Consider the following 25,894-nt stretch of genomic DNA (forward strand, 5'->3'; position numbering starts at 1 on the left):
TCAAAAAGCAAAATTTGAAGTGGAAAAATTTTGGCAAAAAAAGAACACAACAAGTTTTCATCTGCTTGTTGTGTTCTAATATGGTCGAGATGACAGGATTTGAACCTGCGACCCCATGTCCCCCAGACATGTACGCTACCAAACTGCGCCACATCTCGATACTCTGTGTATTATATCAATTTTCTTTTTTTTGTGCAAGGTGGGAAAAGTTCTTAAAATCTTTCAGGAAATGTTGTGACGAATTGGGGAATGTGTTATAATTTATTCATTAAGGGAGGGATTTTATGGGGATTTGTTCATGTGTTTGTTGGCCTAATAAGAAATATGAGAGCTTGCTGAACCTTGACGCGAACCCTAGAAAATTAAAGTTTACGTTTTCCTCCGATATTTTTCGCCTTTTTAAGGTACATAACTATAATTGCATACTATTGCCATGATTTAAGATACAAAGGGATTTGTGTCTTTTTTCGTTTTTAGGGGAAAAATATAGAAACGTTGAGTTTTTTTTTGACATTTATTCGTTGTTTTGCTTTGATTTGGGAGAGATTTTTAGAAAGGAACTAAGAATTAATGTGTGGAGTTTTAGGAATTTATAGTAAGGAAGATGTGAGCCGTAAACTTTTTTATGGTTTGAACTCTTTGCAACATCGTGGACAGGAAAGTGCGGGGATTGCTACTTCTAATGGGGAGGAATTAAAACGTCACCGTACCATGGGACTTGTGCAAGATGTTTTTAAGGAATCAGACATCAATATGTTGGAGGGTTCGATTGGTATTGGTCATGTTCGTTATTCTACAGCTGGTGGCGCACATGAGTTTAATACACAACCTTTAATGGGTTTTGCTCGTGGAGAAATGGTTGCTTTAGGTCATAATGGAAATTTAATTAACTATCAAATTCTTCGAACTCGTTTGGAAGAAGATGGGATGATGTTCCAATCTACCAATGACTCTGAGGTTATTTTGTATTTGATTACAAGATATTACAATGGGGATATTGTTGAGGCGATTCGTACGACTATGAAGTTGATTGAAGGGGCGTATTCTATTACGTTGCTTTTGAAGGATAAGTTAGTGGCTTTCCGCGATCCTTATGGAATTCGTCCTTTGGTTTTGGGTCGCGAGGGAGACGATTATATTGTTTCTAGTGAAAATGCTCCGATTGAAATTATGGGGGGCGAAGTGATTCGCGATGTGGAGCCAGGAGAAATTGTTGTTATTGATGATACAGGGGCTCATTCTTATAAGTTAGACGAAGGGGAGACTCCTAGAAATTGTGTATTTGAATATGTGTATTTTGCTCGAAATGATGCAACTTTAGATGGGATCAATGCCTATACATTCCGTCGTCGTTGTGGAGAAATTTTATGGGAAGAAAGCCCTTGTGATGTGGATTTGGTTATTCCCGTTCCAGATTCAGGGATTCCTTCCGCTATTGGTTATTCTCAAGCATCAGGGATTCCTTTTGGGGAAGGCTTGGTAAAGAATCGTTATATGGGTCGTACATTTATTAAACCAACGCAGCAGGAACGGGAGATTGCGGTTAAGCTAAAGCTAAATCCGTTAATTGATGTTGTAAAGGATAAGAGAATTGTGTTGTTGGATGACTCTATTGTTCGTGGAACAACGAGTCGTAAGTTAATTGATCGTTTGCGAGATGCAGGAGCGAAGGAAGTGCATATGCGCATTACTTCTCCTCCAGTTTGTCATCCTTGCTATTATGGAATCGATACACCAAGCCGTAAGAATTTAATTGCGGCAAACCAAAGTGTGGAAGAGATGAGAGAAAATATTGGGGCAGATAGTTTGTCTTTTATTTCCATGGATGGCTTGGCAGAGGCTGGGAAAAAAGACATTGATCATTTCTGTACAGCTTGTTTTGATGGAAATTATCCAGTAGATCCAATCATTATTTAAGGGGGAAAAAATGAAAATTAGTTACGAAGATGCAGGCGTAAATATTTCAGAAGGAAATCGTGCGGTTGATTTGATTAAACAATCGGTAAAATCTACTTTTGACGATAATGTATTGGGTGAGATTGGTCTTTTTGCCGGTGGATATAGCATTAAAGAGGCCCTTTCTATGGAAGATCCAACTTTAATGGCGGCTACAGACGGTGTAGGCACAAAGCTTATGATTGCTCAAATGATGAACATCCACAATACAGTGGGAATTGATTTGGTGGCAATGTGTGTCAATGATTTGATTTGCCAAGGGGCGAAACCTTTATTCTTCTTGGATTACATTGCAACAGGTCATGTAGAAGCAGAAAAGATGCAAAAAATTGTAGAAGGAATTGCTGATGGTTGTCGTCAAGCCAATTGTGCTTTGATTGGTGGAGAGACAGCTGAGATGCCTGGCATGTATGGAGAGGACGATTACGATTTGGCTGGTTTTGCTGTTGGAATCGCAGATCGTGGAAATTTAATTGACGGTTCTAACATTGAGCCAGCAGATGTGATTGTGGGAATTAAAAGTTCGGGTCTTCATTCCAATGGCTATAGTTTGGCAAGAAAATTGTTCTTTGATCATTTGCAAGCGAAAAAAGATGACAAGGTGCATAATATGAGAGAAACCATTGGTCAAGCTTTGTTGAAACCAACTCGTATTTATGTTCGTACCATTCAAAAAGTTTTGGATCGCTATAAAGTAAAGGGAATTTGTAACATTACTGGCGGGGGCTTGATTGAAAATGTGCCTCGTATTTTACCAGAAGATGCCCAAGCGGTGGTTTACGAAAGCCGTTGGGAAAAAGGAGAATTGTTTGAAGCGATTGAAAGTTTCAATGCCATTGAGAGAGAAGAATTGTTCCGTTCTTTCAACATGGGCGTTGGTATGGTAATTGTTGCAGATGTGGTTTCCGCTCAAGAAATTGTAAAGTTAATTAATGAAGAAACAGAGGACGAAGCCGTTATTATTGGAGAAATTGTTAAAGGCGAAAAGAAATGTGTCATAAAGGAATAAAGCACAGAATTGCCGTTTTTGTTTCTGGCGGTGGTACCAATTTAGAGTCTTTGTTATTGGCCCAAGAGGAAGGTTTCTTTCAATCAGAAATCGTCCTTGTGGTTTCCAATAAAGAGGATGCCTACGCCTTGGAACGGGGAAGAAATCACGGAATCGAAACCTATGTAGAGAAAGATTGGGACTCTTTGGAGTCTCTCTTAAAGGAACGCCAAGTGGATTTAATTGTTTTGGCGGGTTATTTGAAAATCCTTGGATCTGAAATTTTAGAGCAGTACAAAAATCGTATTATCAATATTCATCCTTCCCTTTTGCCGAAGTTTGGAGGAAAGGGAATGTATGGAATGAACGTGCATCGCAGTGTTTTTGAAGCGAAGGAGAAAATGTCTGGGGCAACGGTTCATTTGGTAAATAAGGAAATTGACGGAGGAAAAATTCTTTTGCAGACGGCCATTAATATTGAAAAATGTTCCTCTCCAGAGGAGATTCAAAAAGCCGTTCTTTATGTAGAGCATGAAGCGTTGAAGACAGCGATTCGTTTGTATGAGGAGGATTATGTATGAAATACGCCTTGTTAAGTGTTACAGACAAAACAGGAATTGAAGAATTTGCCAAAGGTTTGGTGGATTTGGGGTATACTCTTTTGTCTACTGGTGGAACCATGAAAAAAATTGCCGATGCAGGAATTCCTGTTATGGCGATTGACGAACATACAGGTTTCCCGGAAATTTTAGATGGTCGTGTAAAAACGCTACATCCTAGAGTGCATGGTGGGATTTTGTATCGTAGAGATGTGAAAGAGCATCAAGATACAGTTCAAGAGTTGGATATTTCACCGATTGATGTGGTTTGCGTAAATTTATACGCCTTTGAAGAAAAATTTCATGAAGGAAATCCAGAAGAGATCATGATTGAAAATATCGATATTGGCGGGCCTTCTATGGTACGTTCGGCGGCCAAAAACTTCAAGGATGTTTTAATCGTTACCGATCCAAAAGATTATGACGAAGTATTAAGCCAAATGAAAGCGGGAAAAGTGGATTTTGAATATCGCAAACGATTGGCGATGAAGGCTTTTTCTTTAACAGCTTATTATGATTCTATGATTTCTCGTTATTTCCAAATGATTACTGGAGAAAAGGCCGCTACTTATACTTATGGACTAAAGAGAAAATCGAAGCTACGCTATGGGGAAAATCCTCACCAAGAAGCCAGCTTGTTTGTGGATCCAATGTCCAACAGCTATTTCTCTCATTTTGAGCAATTGCAAGGGAAAGAGCTTTCTTATAACAATATTAATGACTTAAACACAGCGGTTTGTTTAGCGGCAGAATTTGATGAAGAATCAGAAGGCGTTGTTTGCGTTGGCTTAAAACATGCGACACCTTGTGGGGTGGCTTTGGGCAAAGATGATTTGGAAGCCTATACAAAATGTTACGAATCGGATCCATTGTCTATTTTTGGCGGAATCATTGCCATGAATTCCGTTGTAGACAAAGAGGCTGCAGAAGAGATGACAAAGATTTTCTTAGAAGTTGTTGCAGCGAAAGATTTTACGCCAGAAGCTTTGGAAGTTTTCAAAAAGAAAGAAAATTTACGTTTATTAAAAGTTGATTTTACCGCAGGACCTTTAATGGAAGAAATCCGCTTGGCTTCAGGATTGGTATTGGTTCAAGATACAGATACAGATAGCGAAGAAGGTTTTGATGTAGTAACCAAAAAACAACCAACTCCAGAGGAAACAAGAGATTTATTGTTTGGAATGAAGGTGGTAAAATATGTCCGTTCCAACGCGATTGTTTTAGTAAAAGACGGCGTAACCATCGGCATTGGTGGTGGACAGACAAGTCGTATTTGGGCATTGGAAAATATCTTCTCCAATCAAAAGGATAAAGATTTTGAAGGAGCAGTTCTGGCTTCAGATGCATTCTTCCCATTTGACGACTGCGTAAGAAAAGCAAATGAATATGGAATTTCTTCCATCATCCAACCGGGTGGTTCTGTTCGAGATCAAGATTCCATTGATGCTTGTAATGAAGAAAATATTTCTATGGTATTTACAGGAGCAAGACATTTCCGTCATTAAGAAGGAGGCGTTATGAAAATCTTAATCGTAGGTAATGGGTCAAGAGAACACAGTATTGGTCAATCCATTGCGAAAAATAAGAATGTAGAGAAAATTTATTTTGCCCCTGGTAATGGGGGAACCCAGGAAATTGGAGAAAATATTTCCTTAGGAGTAAACGATATTTCCAATTTGGTTGATTTTGCAAAACAAGTGGGAATTGATTATACCATTGTTGGGCCAGAAGAGCCTTTGGTACATGGAATTGGGGATGTTTTTGAAGAAGAAGGATTGAAGATTTTTGCTCCTTCAAAGGAAGCGGCTCGTTTGGAAGGTTCTAAGGCCTATGCAAAAGAGTTTTGCGTTCGTCACAATATTCCTACAGCCGATTATTTGGAATCAGAAAGCGAAGATACCATTCGTCAAAAAGCTTTGAACTTATTGGAGGACAATGGGGTAGCGGTTCTAAAAGCAGATGGTTTGGCTGCAGGAAAAGGCGTGAAAATTGTCTATAGTGAAAAAGAAATCGAGTCTTTTTTACAGGAAGTATTCCAAGAAGGAAAATTTGATTCAGAAAAAGTAGTAGTAGAAGAATTTTTAGATGGATTTGAAATGAGTTTGTTGGCTTTTGTCGATGGAAAAACCATCCGTCCTTTGGCTACAGCAAAAGATCATAAAACGATTTTTGAAGGAGGAAAGGGATCAAATACAGGGGGTATGGGAACCTATAGCCCTAATATTGAAGCAGAACCTTTCCTTGAAGAAATCGAAGAAATCGTCTTAAAGCCTTTCCTTAAAGCTTTACAAGAAGACGAAATCGATTATCGTGGGTTGGTATTTATCGGCTTAATGATTGGAAATCGTGGAATTTCTGTTTTGGAATTCAACGTACGTTTTGGAGATCCGGAAACACAATCTGTATTGCAACGCTTGGATACAGATTTATTGGATTTGATGATGGCAACTTCAGAAGGTCGTTTGGAAGAAGTGGAAGTGAAAAACAACGATAAGAAAGTTGTATCGGTTGTGTTGGCCTCTGGTGGCTATCCAGAATCTTCTGAAAAAGGCGTAGAAATCAAAAACTTAGACAAAGCAAAAGAGGTTATGATTTTCCATGCCGGAACCAAAGAGGAAGAAGGAAAAATTCTTACCAATGGAGGTCGCGTTCTTACGGTAACAGCTGTTGGAGATACTTTCCAAGAAGCCATGGAAAAGGCCTATAAAGGCGCAGATGAGATTGAATTTAATAATAAGCAAATTCGTCGAGATATTGGTCCAAAGGTTTCTCGTGTATATGTAACGAGAAAAGAGGGCTTTGATGAGGCGGAAAAATCCTTGAAAAAGAAAATTGAGGAAGAGCTAGGCCTTACCTTGGAAGGATTGAAACATTATTTGCGTTACGATTTAGAAGGTTTAACAGAGGACGAGGTAGAACGTTTAAGCCGTGAAGTTTTATCAGAAGCTCCATCAGATTTCGTTTATTTCGGGGAAGAAGCCTTAAAAGTACAAGCAAATTTTGAAAATCCTTTGGTGATTCAATATCTTCCTGGACAGTATGTTCAAAGAAATGCCGGTGTATTGGATACAGCCAATGCCATTTTTGGTCATGAACACTTAAAGAGCCACACGGCAGATGTATACTCTTTTACGGGGAATTTAGATCGCGAAGATGTAGAGAAAATTGAAAAATATCTTGTAAATCCTGTAGACCAAATGAAGGGCGAGGTCTATGGCGTTCCGACTACTTTAGAAGAAGAAATTGTTCGCAATTTGGAGAATCCAACCATTGAAGGGTTTATCTCTTTGTCTGAAGAAGAGCTTTCCTCTTTATTAGAAGATCGTGGTTTGGCTATGAGCCTAGAGGATTTGGCCTTTATTCAAGATCATTTCAAAGGATTGGGAAGAGATATTAACGAAACCGAACTTGCGATTTTGGATACCTATTGGTCGGATCATTGTCGTCATACGACGTTCTTAACGGAATTGGATATTAAGGTAGAAGAAAAAGTTGCCCCTTATATTCAAGAAGCATTCCAAAGATATTTAGATACTCGCAAAGAATTAAATCGTACAAAACCAATTTCTCTTATGGATTTGGGTACAATTGTAGCGAAATATTTGAAAACAAAAGGAATTAAGACAAATATTGAAGAATCGGAAGAAATCAACGCTTGCTCCATTCATATTGATGTAGAAAGCGAAGATCCAGTTACAGGAAAAACCGAATCCATTCCTTATTTGTTAATGTTCAAAAACGAAACCCATAACCATCCAACAGAAATCGAACCTTATGGGGGAGCTTCCACTTGTTTAGGTGGTTGTATTCGCGATCCGTTAAGTGGACGTGCCTTTGTTTACCAAGCCATGCGTGTAACGGGTTCTGGGGATCCACGTCAAAAAGTGGAAGATACGTTAGAAAGTAAATTGCCACAGAGAAAAATTACCACAGAAGCAGCCAATGGATATAGTGCTTACGGGAACCAAATTGGTTTGCCAGCGGGATTGATTCACGAAATTTATCACAACGACTATGTGGCCAAACGTATGGAAATTGGTGCGGTTGTTGGAGCGGCTCCAACGGATTGGGTAACTCGTGCCGTTCCAGCTCCTGGAGATTTGATTCTATTATTAGGAGGCCGTACAGGTCGTGATGGCGTTGGGGGAGCAACGGGTTCTTCCAAAGAACACGACGCGAAAAGCTTATTTACGGCATCTGCGGAAGTACAAAAAGGAAATGCTCCAATGGAAAGAAAGTTGGTGCGTCTGTTTAGAACAGAAGAAGTTTCCAAAAAAATCAAACGCTGTAACGATTTTGGTGCCGGTGGTGTAAGTGTTGCCATTGGAGAATTGGCCGATGGATTGATGATTCATCTAGACCGCGTTCCATTGAAATACGAAGGCTTAACACCAAAGGAAATTGCCATTTCTGAATCCCAAGAACGTATGGCCGTTGTGATTGACAAAAAAGATTTAGCATTCTTCCAAAAAGCTTGCGAAGAAGAAAATGTAGAATGTACTCAAGTAGCAGAAGTTACGGAAGAACCAACAATGAAGATGGTTTATGGAGATACAGTGATTGCTGAATTATCTCGTGAATTTATCGATACATCTGGGGTTTCTCGTCATCAAAAAGTAGAGATGGTGGAAGGAAACATTCCTCGCTTTATGGGTCGCTTCAACGAATATGGTTTGAAGGATTTAGAAAAACGCATGACCGATTTGGAAGTTTTAAGCCAAAAGAATTTGGTAGAAAAATTTGACCAATCCGTAGGAAAAGGTACCGTTCTCTCTCCAATGGGTGGGAAAAATCAAGTGACGCCAACACAAGCCATGGTTGCAACGGTTCCTGTTGTGGATCGTAGAAGCAAAACAGCCAGTGCCATGAGTTTTGGTGGAAATCCCGATTTATTAAAGGAAAGCCCCTATTTAGGAGGCTACTACGCTGTAATTGAATCCGTGGCAAAATTAGTGGCGACAGGAGCAAAACCGGCGGATATGTATCTAACTTTCCAAGAATATTTTGAAAAATTAGGAGAAGATCCAAACCGTTGGAGCAAGCCACTAGAAGCTCTATTGGGTGCCTTTGATAGTACCATGGATTTGGAAATCCCACCAATTGGCGGAAAAGATTCCATGAGTGGAACGTTCCGTGATTTAGATGTTCCGCCTACTTTGATTTCCTTTGCCATTGCACCAATGAACGTGGAACACGTTGTTTCCAATGTGTTACAAAAAGCGGGCAATAAATTAGGGTATATTCAGCCAAAGATGGTAGAAGAAAAAGTAGATTTGAAAGATTTCTTAGAAAAGGCAAATCGCTTAACAGATGAAATTGCCAAAGGGAATGTGAAATCTGCCATTGCCATTACCCATTTAGGTTCCTTGCCTCATCTATTGATCTCAGCAGAAGGAAATGGGTTGGGATTTGATGTAAAATTAGAAGACCTATACAATGCAAAATACGGCGCCTTCCTTGTGGAATATGTAGAAGATTTTGCAGAGGTAGAAGAAATCGGTGTGGTAACAGAAAAAGAAATAAAAGTAAATGGCGAAAGCATTTCTTACGATGGAATTTCTCAAAAATGGAGAGAAGGATTAAACGAAATTTTCCCACCAGAAATAGGAAAGGCCAGCGAAGAAAAAATTGCTGTAAACAAAACCATTTCTCGTCCAAGAGTTTCTTCTAAGGCAGTAGCGGTTCCTAAGGTTACCATTGCCGTATTCCCAGGAACAAACAGCGAATGGGATACAGCGGAATCCTTCCGAAGAGCCGGAGCGGAAACCGACGTATTTGTATTCCGCAATCAAACGGCAGAAGAAAATTTGCAATCCATCGAAACACTAGCAGAAAAAATCAAAGACTCACAAATCTTTGCAATTCCTGGTGGATTTAGTTTTAGTGACGAACCAGACGGATCTGCGAAATTTATTGCCAATGTATTGCGTACAGAAAAAATGAAAGAAGCCATAGACGTTTTATTAAAAGACAACGATGGATTGATGCTGGGAATTTGTAACGGATTCCAAGCTTTGGTGAAATCTGGTTACTTGCCAAATGGAGTGGCAGAACCACAAAAAGAAGATTCGCCAACTCTTACCTTTAACGACAATCATCGTCATGTGGCTCGTTTGGTTACAACAAAATCCATTAGTAATGACAGCCCATGGTTACAAAAAGTGGAGCTAGGAAAAGAATATCGCGTTCCCATTAGCCATGGAGAAGGTCGCTTTGTAATCAACGAAGAAAAAGCAAAGGAATTGATTGAGAACAACCAAATCGCCTTTACTTACGTGGACAATCCAAATGGAAGTACCCTTGATATTGAGGGAATTGTAAGTCCAGATGGAAAGATTTTAGGTAAGATGGGCCATGTGGAACGAGCCGATGAAAATCTGTTTATCAATATTCCAGACGTGGAAATTATTCCAGTAATCGAATCTGGGGTAGCCTATATGAAGGGGGAAGAAAAATAATTCACCAAATCTTAACATAGGGTTGAATTTTTCTTCACAAAAGAAAATTATACTAAAAACTGTTCTTCATATTGTTTGCCTTAAAGAGGGGACTTCCCTTTTTTGGAGTCCCTTCTTTTTATGGAGAAAAATGGGGTATAATAGTACGGAAAAGAAAAAAGAGGAAGGTTTATTATGCTTCGAATTCGAAATATTAGGCGAAAACCATCGGAATCGATGGAAATATACGAAAAAGAAATTGGAAAAATTCTTCGTTTGGGAAAAGAAGATTTTACTTGGGAATTGCACCAAGAAAGTTTAGATGCAAGGAAAAAACATGACGTCCACTATATGGGACAGCTAAATGTGTGGCCCAAAAAGGAAATTTCCAAAAAATTTATTGAAAAGAAGAAAAATATAGACTTTGCCAAGGAAGTGCATTATGAATTTCTAAAATCAGAAAAAGAAATTCGGCCTATTATTGTGGGGAGCGGGCCTTGCGGGCTGTTTGCTGCTTATGTTCTGGCGAAATCTGGGCTAAAACCCATTCTGTTGGAACGGGGAGAAAAGGTAGAGGACCGAATCCATAGTGTAGAAAATTTTTGGGATACAGGAACGTTGAATCCAAAGTCCAACGTTCAATTTGGCGAGGGCGGCGCCGGGACTTTTTCTGATGGAAAGTTGACTTCTCGTTCCAAAGATCCCAAAGGGAAATTGGTTTTGGATACGTTTGTGGAAATGGGCGCACCAAAAGAAATTCTCTATATGAAAAAGCCTCATATTGGAACGGATCGCTTGCGGAAAGTGTTGATTTCGTTTCGCAAGGAACTTTTGGCAATGGGGGCAGAAATTCATTTTCAAGAACAAGTTCTTTTGATTGAAAAAAGAGAAGAGAAATACCAAGTAAAAACGGAAAAAGGAGAATATGAATCAGAAGCCCTTGTGTTGGCATTGGGACATTCTGCACGGGATACTTTTGAAATGTTATTTGAGAAAAAGTTGGCCATGGAGTCCAAGCCTTTTGCCGTAGGTTTTCGCATTGAACAAAACCAAGAAGCCGTAAATTTGCAACAGTATGGAGAAATCTTTAAGGATCAACTTCCACCGGCAGAATATGCCTTGACCTATCAGGCGGGGGATTTTGGTTGTTATACCTTCTGTATGTGTCCTGGGGGCTATGTAGTAGCGGCTGCCTCTGAAGAAGGTCGGCTTGTCGTCAATGGAATGAGCTATTACAAACGAGATGGAAACAACGCCAATGCGGCGATTTTGGCTACAGTAGATGAGAAAATTTTTGGAAAAGGGGCCTTGGCTGGAATGGAATTTCAGCGAGAAATGGAAGAAAAAGCCTTTGTTCTTGGAGGATCGAATTATAAAGCGCCAGCCCAAAGAGTGGGAGATTATTTGGCAAAAAAACGATCTCAAGGAGAAGGCAAAGTTTTGCCAACTTATGAACCGGGAGTTTCTTATACGGACTTAAATGGATTGTATCCAGAAGTGGTAAATCAAGCGATTCATAAGGCTCTAATGGGAATGGAGAAAAAAATGAAGGGATTTGCTGGAGAGGATTCTCTTTTGACGGGTGTAGAAACTCGTTCCTCTTCTCCTGTTCGTTTGATTCGAGACAAAGAAACCCTCGAATCCATTTCCCATGAAAATATTTATCCCGCCGGTGAAGGGGCAGGATACGCTGGGGGAATTGTTTCCTCAGCCATTGATGGAATTCGCGTAGCAGAAAAAATTATAGAAAAATGGAGATAAATTATGTACGGAATTGAAATATTAGTATATGAACACGATCAAATTTTGGTGTTAACGAAAACCATTCGAAAATGGATGGAATCCATTCTTCACGGAGAAGAAATTTTGGCAGAAGAAGTAAGGGATTTTATTGACATTATTCGAAATTATACGGACGCTCACCATCACGGAAAGGAAGAAGAAATTCTTTTTTCTTATATGTTAAAGGAACTAGGGCCTGTAGCTGAAAAAGTAGTGCGTCAGGGAATGTTGGTGGAACATGATCAAGCGAGGGGTATTGTTAGAGATTGGGAAGAGGCACTCAATCGTTGGGAAGAGAACCCAACAGAAGAGGGAAAAGTGGACTTAATTGGTTTGGGTTATTCCTATGCAAGATTATTAGAAGCCCATGCCACAAGAGAAAATGATGTAGTCTATCCTTTTGCAGAAAGAAATTTATCGGAAGAATCCAAGGAAAAGGTAGACGAATTGAGCCGGTCCTATGAAGAAGAAAAAGAAAAATTCGGCGTACAAAAAAAATACCTCCAAAAATTGAAGGTATTGTCTGACAAATATTTATAAATAATGTTGATTGCTAGCCGTCTGAGAATCTTCGTCATCGAGGATATCTTGGATGGTTTTGTTTTTCAAGAAATCCAGAACGAGGGCGTCTAACTCTAGCCAAACAGGACGGGAATGGCAAAGGTGAGAGCGTTCACAAAGAGCAACATCAACACATTTCACCAATCGAGATTCATTTTCTGTGGAAGAAAGTATGTCATAGAGAGAAATATCTTTAGGGTCTTTTTTCAAGCGATAGCCGCCGTTGTTACCACGAATGGCATCCAAAAAATCCATCTTACTCATAAGAGGGATAATTTGTTCCAAATACTTCTTGGAAATATGTTGGCTTTCGCAAACTTCTTTTAGGGCTACGTACTGATCGGACGGTTGCTTTGCAAGTTCAATAATAAAACACAGAGCGTAACGTCCTTTGGTTGAAATCTTCATTGTATCTCCTTCAATCTCCAATAGTAAAAATAAAAATGATAATGATTTAATATAATTTATAGTATTGGTCTAGTTTATCATAGATAGAAGTTCTTTTCAATCGGGAGAGATAAAAAACATACATTTAGAAAGAGGAAATGGCATAAATACGAAAGAAATAAGGGAATAGAGTTGACATTGTTCCTAGAAATATGGTAGACTTCTAGAGTAAACCTTCGTATGGGGTGGAAATCCACCAGACGGAAAGAGGCTTTTCTTTCAGAAGGTCTTTTTTATTGAGCAGGTTTATCCATTATTAAGTGTAGGAGGTGCCAAATGGCAGATAGAGTAATTCTAGAATGTACAGAATGTAAACAAAGAAATTATGTAACATTCAAAAACAAAAAGAATACGCCAGAACGCTTGGAAATCAAAAAGTACTGTAAGTTCTGTAAAGACCACACAATCCACAAGGAAACAAAGTAAGGAGAGGTTTTATGGCCGCAAAGACAAATGCAGTTAACGGCGATAAAAAGGATTCAAAATCTTTGAAACGCTATTTTGGTGGCGTGAAGTCTGAATTCAAAAAGGTAATTTGGCCATCCAAAAAGGATTGGATTCGTTACAGTTTAATTGTAATTGCTGTAAGTATTGTTACCGCTATTTTTATCTATGCTGTTGATTTTGTATTCTCACAAATAGTTTCCTTAATTATTGGTCTGTAAGGCTAAATGGAGGTTACCATTGACTGACGAATACCAAGCAGATGTAAGAGAAGAACGTGAAGAACAAGCAGAGTGGTATGTAATCCATACCTATTCTGGGCACGAAAACAAAGTAAAAATGAACATGGAATCCATGGTGAAAAATCATGAATTGGATGATTTAATTTTTGAAGTAAAAGTGCCTATGGAGGAATACGCCGATACAAAAGACGGCGTAACCAAGATGAAGGAACGAAAAATGTTCCCATCTTACGTACTTGTTAAAATGATTATGAACGACAAGTCATGGTATTTGGTTCGCAATACCCGAGGCGTAACAGGATTTGTTGGCCCTGGATCAAAACCAGTTCCATTGTCTCCAGAAGAAGTTCGCACACTAGGTGTTGCCAATAACGAAGAGTTGTTTGGTGAATTTAGTGAAGGGGATACTGTAAAGGTATTAAATGGACCATTTGAGGACTTTGTCGGAGTGATCGATAGTTTGAATTACGAAAGAGGAAAAGTAAAAGTTACTCTTTCTATGTTCGGACGTGATACGCTTGTTGAGTTAGATTTTAATCAATTGATTAAAGCGTAGTAGATTTATCGCACAGAGTGGGAGGGAAACCAACCCCGCCAAAACCACATAGGAGGTGTCACTATGGCAAAAAAAGTCATAGCAATCGTAAAATTACAAATTCCTGCTGGAAAGGCTACACCAGCTCCACCAGTAGGTACCGCTCTTGGACCACATGGTGTTAACATCATGCAATTTACAAAAGAGTTCAATGCTAAAACAGCTGATCAAGCAGGTTTAATTATCCCTGTTGTAATGACTGTTTACCAAGACCGTTCATTTACCTTTATTACAAAAACTCCACCAGCAGCCGTATTAATCAAAAAGACGATTGGTTTGAACAAGGGCTCTGGAGTTCCTAATAAAGATAAAGTGGCGAAAATTACAAAAGACCAATTGCGTCAAATTGCGGAAACAAAAATGCCAGACTTAAACGCTGGTAGCGTAGAAGCTGCAATGAGTATGATCGCCGGAACTGCACGTAGTATGGGTGTTGAAGTAATCGATTAGTGGGAGAAATTCCATTTCGTTTGTACCACAAGGAGGTAAAGAATGCCAAAGAGAGGTAAAAGATATCAAGAAAGCATCAAGCTTATCGACCGTACAAAGCTATATGATGTAAACGAAGCCATTGAATTGGTTCAAAAAACAGCAGGTGCTAAATTTGATGAAACAATTGAATTGGCTGTAAGATTGGGTGTAGACCCAAGACATGCAGACCAACAAGTTCGTGGTACCGTAGTGTTACCACACGGAACTGGTCGTACAGAAAGAATTCTAGTTATTGCTAAAGGCGATAAGGTAAAAGAAGCAGAAGAAGCTGGCGCTGATTATGCTGGCGGCGAAGAACTAGTGAAAAAAATTCAAGAAGAAAACTGGTTTGAGTTCGATGTTGTTGTTGCAACTCCAGATATGATGGGTGTTGTAGGACGTATTGGTCGTGTTCTTGGACCTAAAGGACTTATGCCAAACCCTAAAGCAGGAACAGTAACTTTCGATATCGCTCAAGCGGTTGAAGAAATCAAAGCTGGTAAAGTTGAATATCGTGTAGACAAAGCTGCGATTATCAACGTTCCAATTGGAAAAGCTTCTTTCGGTTCTGAAAAATTAACAGACAACTTAAATTCTTTAATGGAAGCGATCATTAAATCCAAACCAGCCGCTGCAAAAGGTCGTTACTTAAAATCTGTAACACTTGCTAGCACAATGGGTCCTGGAATTAAATTGAACGGACAAAAATTAATGGATAACTAAAGCTCAATTTAGAAGCATGGCTTAGGCTATGCTTCTTTTTTTGTGGAAAGAAATTTGTATTTATGCATATTTTGGAGTACAGATAGAAATAAAATATGATAAACTAGTAAAGATGAGGTAAAGGAGAAGTTATGAATAGAAAAACAACCATCTTACATACAATCGGTCATATTTTGCTCTATTTTGTGATTTCGATGGGCTTAAGCGTAATGACCAATTTATTTTCTTATATAGATACATATATTACTTGGGATTGGTGGAAATTGCATCCTTGGATTGTAATTGCCAATGGATTCCCTCTATTTTTAGGCATGTTAATTCTTCATGGATTGTCTCGGAAAATTACCATTCCCATTGGAGTTGCAACAGCCTTTACGATTTTATTTAGTTTTGCCAATAAACTAAAAGTAGTCAATCGCCAAGAACCGATTTTTTTGGCCGATTTGGTTTTAGTGAGAGAAGCTACTCGAATTGTTTCAGAGGGAGATTATATTACTCCAATTATGATTCAAATAGGTATAATCGGTTTTGCTCTGTTAATTGGATTTTTTCTTTTGCCCATTCCCAAATATAAATTAAATCTCCTAGGAAGATTGGGTTTTGTTATCGCTCCTCTTTGTATAGGAATTGTTTCCCTATTTCTCATTTATAACGTGGATTCGCCTTTTGCAAAAAAAGTTCCTAGGATGTCAGAAGTAGAAATGAATAAATCTTTAACTTTTCAGGAACAAGGAATTATTTACAGCTTGCTGACTTATCGCCATGTGAACCGCATAGAACGGCCCGAGCCTTATGTTCCTTCAGATATTCAGGATTACGTTCAGAGATTTCAAAAACAAGATCCAAAAATAAAAGCCGATATTGTTATGATTATGGGGGAAGCTTGGGGAGATATTTCGGAAAAAGAAGGATTTCGTTTTTATCGTGGAAAAGATCCTTTTTCTATTTTGCGTCCTTTGAAAAAAAATTTAATAGGAAAAGGACAGATTATTACACCGACTTTTGGAGGGGGAACGAGCAATACCGAGTACGAATCTCTAACGGGACATTCTACTCTACAATTGTCAAAGAATCCCTTCACCGCCTATAGTACCGTTCGTGGGCCGGTGGATTCTTTGCCGAAACTTCTAAGAGGAAGCGGCTACAATACTTTCGCTATGCATCCAGGTCATCGCTGGTTTTACAATCGAGAAAAAGTCTATGAGAATTTAGGATTTAATAAATCCGTTTTTGTGGAAGATTTTGAGAATCCCAAGCTAAAGGGAAGATATGTTTCGGAGAGGGAAACAACCGATCGATTGTTTGAAGAGTTGGACGCATTAAAAGAGGAATCCAACCCTTATTTCGCTTTAACTGTAACCATTCAAAATCATTCGCCCTATGATTTTGATAAATATGGAAAAGAATTGAACACCTTTGATTTTGTAGGGGCCGATTTAACAGAAGAAGAAAAAATTGGGCTAGAAGCTTATTTTGAAGGAATTCGGGATATGAATCGCTCCATTATTGAAATTACAGAGTACTTAAATCAAACGGTACGCCCTACGATTTTCTTATATTTCGGGGACCATCTTCCCTCCTTAGGAAGTGGCTATAGTCTTTTTGATAAAATAGGCTATTATGTAGACGAAGGAACTTGGAAAGGAATTATCGACGTATATCGTACGCCTTATATTTTATGGGGAAATGATGCGTATTACAAAGCCATGGAAGACAAAAAAATAGAACTACCAGAAGAGGTAAGTTCTCAATATTTGCCTACTATGATTTTAGAATCCATGGGAGGAGAAAGTATGGATCCTTTCTTTGAATTTTTAACAGCCATGCGAAAGGATATGCCCGTTTATCATCGATATTTTTATAAGGATAGCCAGTTAGGATTCAATTCCGTTGGGAATGAAAACAGTCGTCAAGTGGAAGAACTCGTGCGTTATCGCACTTGGGAATATATGCGTGGAAATCCTACAAGATAAAAAAAGCCGGAGGAAAAATCCTCTGGCTTTTTTTGTTAAAATAATTGAATGGGATCGGCTAAGTTAGCAAGTAAAGCAGCAACGCTCCATGCAGCGGTAATGGAAGATTTTGGATTCTTCTCATCGGGTTTTGCTGTTACCTCTACCGTAACTTTCGCTTTTTCGTTTTCTACGGAAATTTTGTGGGTATTTCCTTGGGCATTTGGGTCGCTGATAATGGTTGCTTTTACTTCGTCCACACCAACGGTTGCCAAACCAGTTGCCACAGCTACATTTGTGTTTTTTGGGAAACCGGAAATGGCCTCTCGTGCGCTTCCTTCAAAGGCGCAGACCCTTTCGCTTTCTGACAAAAGATTTCCTTCCAAATAAGGGGCTCCATTTAAGCTTTTTGGAGCCTTTGTACTTTCAATAGAAGCTTGTACTTCTCTCATCATAGAAAGGGTACGATAGAGATCGAATCCTCCAATGGCACCAGATGTAAGGTGGATTTTTCGGTCGTGTTTTATAGCAAGATTCCGTAAATGTTTCAAAAGTTCATCATTGGCTAGCGCACCTACAGAAGTAATCAAAACGTCTTTGCCTTTTTCCAAAAGGGCAGGGGCGTATTCTTTTACGGCACCAACGCCAGCGATTTCTACCACGATCTCTGCCGGAGAATCATAGAGTTCTTCTTTGGAGGAAAACACAGGGATGGAAATTCCGTTGATGGAAATTTCGTTTTCGTCCAAAGCAATGTCTAAAATTCCTACAATTTCATATTGTTCTTTTAATTGGGTAGTAAGGGCAGATACTAAGATTTTTCCCAAAGCACCATACCCAATAATGGCCAAATTTTTCATATTTACTCCTTAAAACAGAAAAAGGAGGGTGGCTATTCTTTTACCAATAAATTTTTTTCCTCTAGCATAGTTTCCACCTGGTCGAGAGTTTCTTCGTCTTCTGCCGAGATGGTGTGGAAGTGGTAATTATTGGTAATGTTCTTTAAGGGGGTACTTACGCTATTGTAAATATTCTCCATAAATTTTTCCACGTCTTTTCTCGACTTAATATTCATTTCGCAAATAATCTTTCCATAGATTCTATGTTCAATAAATACATCGTCGATTTTTGCTCCTAAATCTACAATTGAATTCATTTCTTCGACAATTTCATCGTCGTGATGATAAACTTTGAAAATTCTTTTGTAGCGATTGGAATGATTCATACAATATCCCCGTTGGGTAGATAAAATATCAATATTCTGCGCTCGCAAAAGTCCAATATCCTGCACGATGACTTGTCGAGAAACTTGAAATGTTTTTGCAAGCTCCGTTCCAGAAACAGGGACAGTACTATTTTCTAATATATTTTTTATTTCGAGCAGTCGATCATCTTTTGATTTCATCACTCTTTCTCAACTCCTTTAAGGAGAAATCCAGAATAGGAGCAGAGTGGGTCAGGGCACCCATAGAAATACAATCCGCGCCCAAATCCTTGTACTGGGAGATATTTTCTTTGCTAATATTTCCCGACAATTCTACCAGAGCTTTTCCTTGAATCAGCTCCAAAGCTTCTTGGATTTCAGGAACCGTCATATTATCCAACATAATAATATCTGCTTTTGCTTCTAATGCCTCTTTTACCATTTCTAGATTTTCTACTTCAATTTCAATTTTGCGAACAAAAGGTGCGTAATTTCTTGCCATTTCAATGGCATTTTTTACGGAACCTGCTGCTCCAATATGATTATCCTTTAAGAGTACACCATCTGTCAAATTGTATCTATGATTTTTTCCTCCTCCCACACGAACGGCATATTTTTCAAAAATCCGCAAATTGGGAGTAGTCTTTCTAGTGTCTACAATTTGAGTTACAGAACCTTCTAACTCTTCCACCATACTTCGGGTATAAGTAGCAATTCCACTCATTCTCTGTAAGAAATTTAAGGCGACACGCTCAGCGCTAAGTAAAGTCTGAATGGAACCATAAACCATTCCAATACAATCTCCTTTACAGATGGGATCGCCATCTTGAAAATGCATTTTGAAAGTGGTACGAGAATCAAAAAGTGTAAAAACTCTTTGAAACACATCGATTCCAGCTAAGACGCCATCTTCCTTACAAAGGAGTTTCACTTCGCCAAAATCTGTAGGGGAAACAACCGATTGGGTCGTAACATCTTCTCCATTTATATCTTCTTCTAAGGCCGACAATAGATAAGAGTCCATTTGTAGGGGACTCAGTCCCATATGATTCAAAATAATCCTCCTTATTTTTTGCAAATTTCCAACATACGTTTCAATGGAATATAGGCTTTTTCGCGAATTTCTTCTGAAATTTCCACTTCTTCGCCACCTTCTTCCATAATGCGAATCAATTCCTCTTTTTTTACTTTTTTCATATCTTCGCAAATCATTTCATTGAAAATAAAGGTTTTGTTCGGGAATCTTTCTCTTAATTCCCATTCGATGCCATTTTCTGTAAGAATAATAAATTCTTCCCCGCCAAGGGTTTCTACGGCATCTAAAATACCGCTTGTGCTCCCTTTATAATCTACCAATTCCAAAACTTCAGGACGACATTCAGGATGAGCCAACACCTTTGCCTTTGGATAAGCGGATTTTAATTTTTCCACTTGTTCCACCGTAATCACGTGGTGTACAGGACAATATCCATCATTGAAGATAAAGTTTTTTTTTGGGAAATTTGGTGCGATATTTTTTCCTAAATTTTGGTCAGGAATAAAGAAAATATTTTTTTCTGGAATGGCTTGTACCACTTTGGTAGCGTTAGAAGAAGTACAGCAATAATCCGAATGGGCTTTGATTTCTGCAGTGGAATTTACATAGCAGACAACGGCTAAATCGTCATAAGCTTCTCGAGTCTCTTTGATTTTTTCCACAGTAACCATATGAGCCATAGGGCAGTCCGCGTCCATATCTCCCACGTAGACATGTTTTTCAGGGTTTAAGATTTTTACGCTTTCTCCCATAAAATACACGCCAGCCATAATAATATTTTCTTCCTTTAATTCCGTGGCTTTTTTTGCAAGGGAAAAAGAGTCCCCTACATAATCTGCCATTTCTTGGATCTCCCCATCTACATAATAATGAGCAAGGATAACAAAATCCTTTTCCTTTTTTAATTGTGTTAACGATTCGAAATTCATTTTTTTCTCCTTCAGATAATTAAATTTTGCATATTAGACATAGTATAGTACATAAGTTGACAGATGACAAGACAGCAGACTAGACAAATAAAATTTAATATTGTATATCTTTTGAAATAGGAAATTTTTTTCCGGTTCTTTTTGTTATATACTATATTTATAGAAAAAGAAGGGTGGGAGATTGTTATGAATCCAGTAAGTCCAAGAAAAGAAAAATGCATCCAATGCAATTTGTGTGTAAAAGCTTGTTCGAGAAATTTAATTTCTATGGAGAAAGAGGGAATCCGTATCGAAAATGAATTTTGTAATGAATGCGGCCATTGTTTTGCCGTTTGTCCTGTCGAGGCGATTCAAATGGAGGGGAATCCAAAAGATATCGTAGAGAAAAAAGAGTGGAAATTCGATCCAAAAGATTTTTTGGATTTTCAAAAAAATCGCCGAAGCATTCGTCATTTTCAAGAGAAAAAAGTAGAACGAGAAAAGATCGATCAAATTTTAGAGGCGGCTCGCTTTGCTCCTACGGCAACCAATAGCCAACGCTTACGCTACATTGTTTTAGAGGAAAAGATGGACAAAATTAGAAACATGTCTATGGAATCTCTTTATAAAGAGGGAATGGCTGCTCCGAGTTCTTCCAAAACCATGGCTTACTATTACAAAGCGTGGGTTGAAATGTATGAAGCCTTTCAAAAGGAAGGAAAGGATCAATTGTTTTTCCACGCCCCACAATTGGTGATTGTTGTTAGCGACAATAAATCTGGGTATGGAGTAATTGATGGATCCATTGCAGCCTCTCGCATGGAATTACAGGCCTATGCCCAAGGATTAGGAATTTGTTATATTGGATTTTTTGAAGAGGCGACGAAATACGACAAAAAAATCCTAGAGGAGATTGGACTGAAAGAGAAGGAGAACATTATTTTGAGTTTTGTTATTGGATATCCGGAGATCCAATATTCTCGCTCGGTTCAAAGAAAAGAATTGGATGTAAACTATTTATAAGGAGAACCTATGAAAGAAATTCGAATCAATAAAATGGTATTGAAAAAGCCCTTTGTTATGCCGCCGATGGCAACGGAAAAATCGGAAAACGGGTCTGTTGGAGAGGGAATGATTTCCTATTACAAAGAACGGGCCCAGAATACAAATTTTGGCCTAATTATTGTGGAGCATTGCTTTGTGGCAAAAGACGGGATGGCCAGCGTGGGACAATTGTCCATAGCCAAGGACGAGGATATTGCTGGTTTGAGAAAATTAACCGAAGCCGTTCATTCTGCCAATTCAGAAATCAAAATTTTTGCTCAAATCAATCACGCGGGCAGCAAAACCACAGAAGAAGTTACGGGAGAAAAAGTCATTGGACCAAGTGCCTACGAAGGCCGCGGTGTAGGAGAAATCCTTGAAGAAGACCGCATTCGTTTGAAGACGGCCTTTGTTCAAGGGGCAAGACGGGCGAAAGAATCGGGATTCGATGGAGTCGAAATTCATTCGGCCCATGGATATTTGTTGAATCAATTTTACAGCCCTCTTAGAAATTATCGAAAGGATGAGTATGGGCCAGATTCCATAGAAAATCGAATTCGTTTCCTTGTGGAAATTTATGAAGAAATTCGAAAAGAAGTGGGAGACACCTATCCCGTTGCCGTTCGCTTGGGAGGAAAAGATTACAAAGAAGGCGGAAGTACCGTTGAAGATGCTGCAAAAGTGGCCAAAATTTTAGAAGCCAAAGGCGTAGATTTGCTAGATATTACCGGCGGTGTAACGGGATATACCGTAGAGGGAAATCAGGAACCGGGCTGGTTTGGAGAAATTTCAGAAGCCATAAAAAAAGAGGTTTCCATACCTGTTTTATTAACCGGAGGATTTAAGACAAAGGAACAAGGAGAAAAATTCTTAGAAGAAGAAAAGGCCGATCTAATCGGAATTGGACGAGCGTTTCTAAAAGATGCCAAATGGGAGATGAAGGAGTAAAGTCTAAGATTTATCCAAGGGCGAACCAAGAAGTGGCTGAAAATCCCAAAGGGGAAATTGGGTCGGTTATAATAAAGAAAAAACGGGAGAAGTCTTGTGAAACCATTAAAAATAATAAAAGGAATTTTAATTTTGGGATTGGTCGCTTTTGGAGTCTATTTTACTTTTGGCATGGAGGAAGAAATTCAGACCACTTACTATTATTTGGAATCCGACAAAATTACAGCACCTATTCGAATCGCCCTAGTATCGGACACTCACAGTGAAACATTTGGGGAAGACAACAAAGAATTATATGAGAGAATCCAAAAAGAAGAAGTGGATTTGATTTGTATGCCAGGAGATATTTTAGACGACAAGAAAGATCCAGAAAAAGGATACAAATCCGTAAAAGATTTTTCAACTTTAGCTCCCACTTTTTACACAACAGGAAACCATGAAATTCGCCGAAAAGAAAACAAAGAAATTCAAAATCGCATGGAATCTATGAGGATTCATGTTCTCCAAGGGGAGTGGAAAGAAATCGAAATCAAAGGACAGAAACTTTTGATTGGAGGAATGGACGATGCCTTATTGGAACAAGAACATTTAGAGCAAGTGGAAACATTGAAAGAAAAACAAGGGAACTCTTTTTCTCTCCTATTGTCCCATAAGCCTCATTTGTTTGACGATTATAGATCCATTCCCTTTGATGTGGTATTATGTGGCCACGCCCATGGCGGCCAGTGGAGAATTCCTCATCTTTTAGAAAATGGGGTGACCGCGCCGGGACAAGGATTTTTCCCCAAATACACAAAGGGCGTTCATTATTTAGAAGAGGGAAAGAAAATGGTCATTGGTCGAGGACTTGCTAGCCATTCTAGCATGATTCCAAGACTTTACAATCCGCCAGAATTGGTTATCTTGGAAATTCACTAAAAAGGTGTAAACGAGGAAGTCGTGGCGAATTTCAAGGGAGATTTGAAAAAGACCAAGGATAGAAAAAGGGGAAGATACCGTGGATCAATTTGAAATACAAGTAGGAACAAACAAAAAAGATGCTTTTGAAGGATGGTTTGTAAAGGTAGACGATGAAAAAACGATTTGCTTTTTTCTGTCATTTGGGGCTATTCAACAAAGGAAGAGGATGCTCACTGTTTTTTGCAATTTACCAATAGTTTAACCCACGAAACAAAATACTTTTCCTATCCCCTCCATGAGATGAAAATAGAGAAAGATCCTTTTGTTGTTCATATGGGAAAAAATTCTCTTTCTGCCAAAAAAATGGTATTGGATTTGAAAGAGGAATCTTTTGAAGGAAAAGGAGAATTGTTTTTTGGAAGTTGGCAAGAAATAAAAAAATCGAAACTTCGCCCAAATATTATGGGGCCGATTACTTATTTTCCCAACGAGTGCAATCACAGTATTACATCGATGTACCATACTGTGAAGGGAAATTTGTTTCTTAATGGGAAAAATATTTTTATTGAAAATGCAAAAGGATATATGGAGAAAGATTGGGGAACGAGTTTTCCTGAAAAATATGTATGGGTTCAAGCCAATGGAGAGACAGGGGATTCTATCGTTTTTAGTTACGCTACGGTTCCCGTTTTGGGAAAATCAGCTACGGGATTTTTTCTGGTTCTTCACTATAAAGGGGAGGAATTTCGATTTAGTTCCATTGAAGGAGCGAAGGGGATAGAATTCCAACCTAGAGAAAATGGATTTTTTATGGAAATTCAAAAGAGAAAAGAACGAGTTCAATTGGAATGTACGGCCTATCATCCCGTAAATCTAAAATCTCCCCATATGGGGGGTATGTCTTCAACCATTAAAGAATCTTTAGATGGGGAACTGTCTCTTTGGTTAAAGAAAAACAATGGAGAAGAGATTGTTTTTGTAAGCAAAAGAGCTTCTATGGACATTCATTATCCTATAGAGGGGAAATTTGACAAATAAGGGTCTTTTTCTTTACAATAAAAGAAAAAGAAATGAGGAAAACTATGGATTTACCAAAATGCCCACAGTGCAATGAAGATTATACTTATAAGGATGGACATTTATTTGTATGTCCTATGTGTAGCTATGAATGGACAGAGGCGGCCCAAGCGGCTAGCGAAGAAGCGGCCATTACTAGAGATTGCAACGGGAATGTTTTAGAAAATGGAGATGCAGTTTCTGTGATCCGTGATTTGAAATTGGGTTCTAGCGATACCATTAAGCGTGGAACTCGCGTGCGAAACATTCGTATATTGGATGAGAAAGTAGATGGACACGATATTTTAGCGAAAGTAGATCCTTTCGGACAAGTGTATCTAAAATCTCATTTATTGAAAAAATAGTTTCAGAAATAAGCTCAGCGAAGGCTGAGTTTTCTTTCTATAAAAATAGAGATGGGGACAGTATGGTATTAAGAGAACTGGATTTAACACAAATTATTATTCGAATTGCCATCGCCATGGTTGTGGGCGGCTTAATAGGACTGGACCGTACGTTAAAAAATCGGCCAGCTGGGATTCGTACCCATATGTTGGTTTGTATTGGTTCGGCTTTGGTGATGATCACCAATCAATACGTTTATCAGGCTTTTGAGTCGGGGGATCCGGTTCGATTGGGAGCTCAGGTTGTTAGTGGAATTGGTTTTTTAGGAGCTGGAACGATTTTAACGGCTCACAATCATAAAATTACGGGTCTTACAACGGCGGCCAGTCTTTGGGCTTCAGCTGCTGTGGGTTTGGCCCTTGGGATTGGTTTTTATGAAGGAGCCATCGTAGGAAGCATTGCCATTATTATTGCAGTTACGGTGTTGCAAGTGATTGACGACAAATTGGACAGCAAGCGACAAGCCTTTGATTTGTATTTTGAATTGAAAGAAGGCTATGATTTAGCGGATTTGATGACCACTTTACAAAGTCGAGGATACCAATTGGAGCGAATTCGTTTGGAAGGGGATACTTCTAAACAGAAAAACGTAGATGCCTTTGTGGCCAAATTAAGGTCTAGGGAATTTATGGATGCAGACCATATCCAAATGATGATGTTGGGATTGGATGAAATTCGATATTGCGAAATTATGTTATAAAAAAAGAGAGTGCTACTTAGCACCCTCTATTTTTTTGCAATTTTTCTTCCAATAGAGAACAGACTTCTTCAAAAGAGAAAACCAGATTTCCATGTTTTTGAAGTCCGCCTAAAATATAATGGTTCATTCCATAGGAAGGGACGTCATATTGATTGGCGGATTGTAGGCGAATGTCGGTGTTATATCCTATGATAATCGACGTTTTTGTGGCAATAGCGATGCCCAGTTCTGCAGCTACCCCCACATCTTCATTGGATACATCACAGAGGAAAATGTCGCATTCTTCTACGGCTTTGGTGTCCCCTTCAAAGATTTCTATAGGAGTAGGGAGGGTTTGTTTGTCTTCGTTAAAAGGCTGATCAATGGGATTGAAAATTTCCAATTGGGGAAATTTTTTCCGCAAAATCTGTCCTTCTTTTTTTCGTTGATTCACTTCGGCCTCATTAAATAGTGAGCCAGCTAAATATAATTTCATATTCTTCTCCTTTTTCGTATA

Annotated in this window: 26 protein-coding genes and 1 tRNA gene; 20 read left to right on the forward strand and 7 right to left on the reverse strand. The window is 38.8% G+C overall.

Annotation, left to right across the window (positions count from 1 at the left end):
- Window positions 1–81: 81 nt before the first annotated feature.
- Window positions 82–158 (reverse strand) — tRNA-Pro (locus LQU94_RS00790).
- A 412-nt stretch (window positions 159–570) separates the two neighbouring features.
- On the opposite strand from LQU94_RS00790, the gene purF reads away from it, so the two are divergent.
- The 7 genes from purF (at window position 571) to LQU94_RS00825 (ending at window position 12,302) form a co-directional block, all read left to right on the forward strand.
- On the forward strand, window positions 571–1,917 hold the full coding sequence (gene purF, locus LQU94_RS00795) for an amidophosphoribosyltransferase (RefSeq protein ID WP_230634236.1): 1,347 nt from the start codon (window positions 571–573) through the stop codon (window positions 1,915–1,917).
- Between the two features lie 10 nt (window positions 1,918–1,927).
- Window positions 1,928–2,965: a phosphoribosylformylglycinamidine cyclo-ligase gene (gene purM, locus LQU94_RS00800; protein WP_230634238.1), complete on the forward strand. Its 1,038-nt coding sequence runs from the start codon at window positions 1,928–1,930 to the stop codon at window positions 2,963–2,965.
- A complete protein-coding gene (gene purN, locus LQU94_RS00805; RefSeq protein ID WP_230634240.1) occupies window positions 2,947–3,525 on the forward strand; it encodes a phosphoribosylglycinamide formyltransferase in 579 nt (192 codons plus the stop codon). The genes purM and purN overlap by 19 nt, the downstream gene beginning before the upstream one ends.
- Window positions 3,522–5,048: a bifunctional phosphoribosylaminoimidazolecarboxamide formyltransferase/IMP cyclohydrolase gene (purH, locus tag LQU94_RS00810; RefSeq protein ID WP_230634242.1), complete on the forward strand. Its 1,527-nt coding sequence runs from the start codon at window positions 3,522–3,524 to the stop codon at window positions 5,046–5,048. The genes purN and purH overlap by 4 nt, the downstream gene beginning before the upstream one ends.
- Window positions 5,049–5,060: 12 nt before the next feature.
- The gene (locus tag LQU94_RS00815; RefSeq protein WP_230634245.1) at window positions 5,061–10,001 is read left to right on the forward strand and encodes a phosphoribosylformylglycinamidine synthase; all 4,941 of its coding nucleotides are present in this window, start codon (window positions 5,061–5,063) and stop codon (window positions 9,999–10,001) included.
- Window positions 10,002–10,175: 174 nt separating this feature from the next.
- Window positions 10,176–11,741 (forward strand): NAD(P)/FAD-dependent oxidoreductase, encoded by a 1,566-nt coding sequence (locus LQU94_RS00820; RefSeq protein WP_230634248.1) that lies wholly within the window; start codon window positions 10,176–10,178, stop codon window positions 11,739–11,741.
- A gap of 3 nt (window positions 11,742–11,744) precedes the next feature.
- On the forward strand, window positions 11,745–12,302 hold the full coding sequence (locus tag LQU94_RS00825; protein WP_230634251.1) for a hemerythrin domain-containing protein: 558 nt from the start codon (window positions 11,745–11,747) through the stop codon (window positions 12,300–12,302).
- Here the strand turns inward: LQU94_RS00825 and LQU94_RS00830 are convergent.
- On the reverse strand, window positions 12,297–12,731 hold the full coding sequence (locus LQU94_RS00830) for an Rrf2 family transcriptional regulator (RefSeq protein WP_230634254.1): 435 nt from the start codon (window positions 12,729–12,731) through the stop codon (window positions 12,297–12,299). The genes LQU94_RS00825 and LQU94_RS00830 overlap by 6 nt on opposite strands.
- Window positions 12,732–13,046: 315 nt before the next feature.
- Here LQU94_RS00830 and rpmG point away from each other — a divergent pair, with 315 nt between their 5' ends.
- The 6 genes from rpmG to LQU94_RS00860 all read left to right on the forward strand — a co-directional run bounded on the left by rpmG (window position 13,047) and on the right by LQU94_RS00860 (window position 17,218).
- On the forward strand, window positions 13,047–13,196 hold the full coding sequence (rpmG, locus tag LQU94_RS00835; protein WP_230634258.1) for a 50S ribosomal protein L33: 150 nt from the start codon (window positions 13,047–13,049) through the stop codon (window positions 13,194–13,196).
- An 11-nt stretch (window positions 13,197–13,207) separates the two neighbouring features.
- Complete coding sequence (gene secE, locus LQU94_RS00840) at window positions 13,208–13,435, forward strand: preprotein translocase subunit SecE (protein ID WP_230634261.1); 228 nt, start codon at window positions 13,208–13,210, stop codon at window positions 13,433–13,435.
- A gap of 19 nt (window positions 13,436–13,454) precedes the next feature.
- Entirely contained in the window at window positions 13,455–14,012 is a 558-nt protein-coding gene (gene nusG / locus LQU94_RS00845; protein WP_255702362.1) for a transcription termination/antitermination protein NusG, read from the forward strand.
- Between the two features lie 63 nt (window positions 14,013–14,075).
- Window positions 14,076–14,501, forward strand: coding sequence for a 50S ribosomal protein L11 (gene rplK / locus LQU94_RS00850; protein ID WP_230634264.1), 426 nt, complete (start codon window positions 14,076–14,078; stop codon window positions 14,499–14,501).
- 42 nt (window positions 14,502–14,543) lie between these two features.
- Window positions 14,544–15,245 carry a 50S ribosomal protein L1 gene (gene rplA / locus LQU94_RS00855; protein WP_230634267.1) on the forward strand — a complete coding sequence of 234 codons (702 nt, stop codon included), beginning with the start codon at window positions 14,544–14,546 and terminating at the stop codon, window positions 15,243–15,245.
- A gap of 131 nt (window positions 15,246–15,376) precedes the next feature.
- Window positions 15,377–17,218, forward strand: coding sequence for an LTA synthase family protein (locus LQU94_RS00860; RefSeq protein ID WP_230634269.1), 1,842 nt, complete (start codon window positions 15,377–15,379; stop codon window positions 17,216–17,218).
- 35 nt (window positions 17,219–17,253) lie between these two features.
- Here LQU94_RS00860 and LQU94_RS00865 read toward each other — a convergent pair whose 3' ends face one another.
- The 4 genes from LQU94_RS00865 to nadA are packed head-to-tail and all read right to left on the reverse strand — an operon-like array spanning window position 17,254 to window position 20,366.
- The gene (locus LQU94_RS00865; protein ID WP_230634272.1) at window positions 17,254–18,057 is read right to left on the reverse strand and encodes an aspartate dehydrogenase domain-containing protein; all 804 of its coding nucleotides are present in this window, start codon (window positions 18,055–18,057) and stop codon (window positions 17,254–17,256) included.
- Window positions 18,058–18,089: 32 nt separating this feature from the next.
- Entirely contained in the window at window positions 18,090–18,602 is a 513-nt protein-coding gene (locus LQU94_RS00870) for a transcription repressor NadR (RefSeq protein WP_230634275.1), read from the reverse strand.
- The gene (gene nadC / locus LQU94_RS00875; RefSeq protein WP_230696346.1) at window positions 18,586–19,446 is read right to left on the reverse strand and encodes a carboxylating nicotinate-nucleotide diphosphorylase; all 861 of its coding nucleotides are present in this window, start codon (window positions 19,444–19,446) and stop codon (window positions 18,586–18,588) included. Before nadC ends, LQU94_RS00870 begins: the two co-directional genes overlap by 17 nt.
- 20 nt (window positions 19,447–19,466) lie before the next feature.
- Window positions 19,467–20,366, reverse strand: a complete 900-nt coding sequence (nadA, locus tag LQU94_RS00880) for a quinolinate synthase NadA (protein ID WP_230634278.1) — start codon at window positions 20,364–20,366, stop codon at window positions 19,467–19,469.
- A 186-nt stretch (window positions 20,367–20,552) separates the two neighbouring features.
- Here nadA and LQU94_RS00885 point away from each other — a divergent pair, with 186 nt between their 5' ends.
- The 7 genes from LQU94_RS00885 (at window position 20,553) to LQU94_RS00915 (ending at window position 25,398) form a co-directional block, all read left to right on the forward strand.
- Entirely contained in the window at window positions 20,553–21,368 is an 816-nt protein-coding gene (locus LQU94_RS00885) for a nitroreductase family protein (RefSeq protein ID WP_230634282.1), read from the forward strand.
- Between the two features lie 9 nt (window positions 21,369–21,377).
- On the forward strand, window positions 21,378–22,337 hold the full coding sequence (locus LQU94_RS00890; protein WP_230634285.1) for an NADH:flavin oxidoreductase: 960 nt from the start codon (window positions 21,378–21,380) through the stop codon (window positions 22,335–22,337).
- A gap of 96 nt (window positions 22,338–22,433) precedes the next feature.
- The gene (locus LQU94_RS00895; protein WP_230634289.1) at window positions 22,434–23,255 is read left to right on the forward strand and encodes a metallophosphoesterase; all 822 of its coding nucleotides are present in this window, start codon (window positions 22,434–22,436) and stop codon (window positions 23,253–23,255) included.
- Window positions 23,256–23,334: 79 nt separating this feature from the next.
- Window positions 23,335–23,499, forward strand: coding sequence for a hypothetical protein (locus LQU94_RS00900; protein WP_230634292.1), 165 nt, complete (start codon window positions 23,335–23,337; stop codon window positions 23,497–23,499).
- Complete coding sequence (locus LQU94_RS00905) at window positions 23,478–24,275, forward strand: tocopherol cyclase family protein (RefSeq protein WP_230634295.1); 798 nt, start codon at window positions 23,478–23,480, stop codon at window positions 24,273–24,275. The genes LQU94_RS00900 and LQU94_RS00905 overlap by 22 nt, the downstream gene beginning before the upstream one ends.
- 44 nt (window positions 24,276–24,319) lie before the next feature.
- Window positions 24,320–24,658, forward strand: a complete 339-nt coding sequence (locus LQU94_RS00910; RefSeq protein WP_230634297.1) for a zinc ribbon domain-containing protein YjdM — start codon at window positions 24,320–24,322, stop codon at window positions 24,656–24,658.
- Between the two features lie 62 nt (window positions 24,659–24,720).
- Window positions 24,721–25,398, forward strand: coding sequence for an MgtC/SapB family protein (locus LQU94_RS00915; protein ID WP_230634300.1), 678 nt, complete (start codon window positions 24,721–24,723; stop codon window positions 25,396–25,398).
- Between the two features lie 16 nt (window positions 25,399–25,414).
- On the opposite strand, the gene LQU94_RS00920 is transcribed toward LQU94_RS00915, so the two are convergent.
- On the reverse strand, window positions 25,415–25,873 hold the full coding sequence (locus LQU94_RS00920; protein WP_230634304.1) for a nucleoside 2-deoxyribosyltransferase: 459 nt from the start codon (window positions 25,871–25,873) through the stop codon (window positions 25,415–25,417).
- Window positions 25,874–25,894 lie beyond the last annotated feature (21 nt).

It is taken from the genome of Peptoniphilus sp. KCTC 25270, from assembly GCF_021012875.1.
Classification (GTDB): Bacteria; Bacillota; Clostridia; order Tissierellales; family Peptoniphilaceae; genus JAJMZJ01.

Coding starts and splice junctions, on each gene's coding strand:
- purF (WP_230634236.1), top strand. CDS start 571: ATGTGTGGAGTTTTAGGAATTTATAGTAAGGAAGATGTGAGCCGTAAA.
- purM (WP_230634238.1), top strand. CDS start 1,928: ATGAAAATTAGTTACGAAGATGCAGGCGTAAATATTTCAGAAGGAAAT.
- purN (WP_230634240.1), top strand. CDS start 2,947: ATGTGTCATAAAGGAATAAAGCACAGAATTGCCGTTTTTGTTTCTGGC.
- purH (WP_230634242.1), top strand. CDS start 3,522: ATGAAATACGCCTTGTTAAGTGTTACAGACAAAACAGGAATTGAAGAA.
- LQU94_RS00815 (WP_230634245.1), top strand. CDS start 5,061: ATGAAAATCTTAATCGTAGGTAATGGGTCAAGAGAACACAGTATTGGT.
- LQU94_RS00820 (WP_230634248.1), top strand. CDS start 10,176: ATGCTTCGAATTCGAAATATTAGGCGAAAACCATCGGAATCGATGGAA.
- LQU94_RS00825 (WP_230634251.1), top strand. CDS start 11,745: ATGTACGGAATTGAAATATTAGTATATGAACACGATCAAATTTTGGTG.
- LQU94_RS00830 (WP_230634254.1), bottom strand. CDS start 12,731: ATGAAGATTTCAACCAAAGGACGTTACGCTCTGTGTTTTATTATTGAA.
- rpmG (WP_230634258.1), top strand. CDS start 13,047: ATGGCAGATAGAGTAATTCTAGAATGTACAGAATGTAAACAAAGAAAT.
- secE (WP_230634261.1), top strand. CDS start 13,208: ATGGCCGCAAAGACAAATGCAGTTAACGGCGATAAAAAGGATTCAAAA.
- rplK (WP_230634264.1), top strand. CDS start 14,076: ATGGCAAAAAAAGTCATAGCAATCGTAAAATTACAAATTCCTGCTGGA.
- rplA (WP_230634267.1), top strand. CDS start 14,544: ATGCCAAAGAGAGGTAAAAGATATCAAGAAAGCATCAAGCTTATCGAC.
- LQU94_RS00860 (WP_230634269.1), top strand. CDS start 15,377: ATGAATAGAAAAACAACCATCTTACATACAATCGGTCATATTTTGCTC.
- LQU94_RS00865 (WP_230634272.1), bottom strand. CDS start 18,057: ATGAAAAATTTGGCCATTATTGGGTATGGTGCTTTGGGAAAAATCTTA.
- LQU94_RS00870 (WP_230634275.1), bottom strand. CDS start 18,602: ATGAAATCAAAAGATGATCGACTGCTCGAAATAAAAAATATATTAGAA.
- nadC (WP_230696346.1), bottom strand. CDS start 19,446: ATGGGACTGAGTCCCCTACAAATGGACTCTTATCTATTGTCGGCCTTA.
- nadA (WP_230634278.1), bottom strand. CDS start 20,366: ATGAATTTCGAATCGTTAACACAATTAAAAAAGGAAAAGGATTTTGTT.
- LQU94_RS00885 (WP_230634282.1), top strand. CDS start 20,553: ATGAATCCAGTAAGTCCAAGAAAAGAAAAATGCATCCAATGCAATTTG.
- LQU94_RS00890 (WP_230634285.1), top strand. CDS start 21,378: ATGAAAGAAATTCGAATCAATAAAATGGTATTGAAAAAGCCCTTTGTT.
- LQU94_RS00910 (WP_230634297.1), top strand. CDS start 24,320: ATGGATTTACCAAAATGCCCACAGTGCAATGAAGATTATACTTATAAG.
- LQU94_RS00915 (WP_230634300.1), top strand. CDS start 24,721: ATGGTATTAAGAGAACTGGATTTAACACAAATTATTATTCGAATTGCC.
- LQU94_RS00920 (WP_230634304.1), bottom strand. CDS start 25,873: ATGAAATTATATTTAGCTGGCTCACTATTTAATGAGGCCGAAGTGAAT.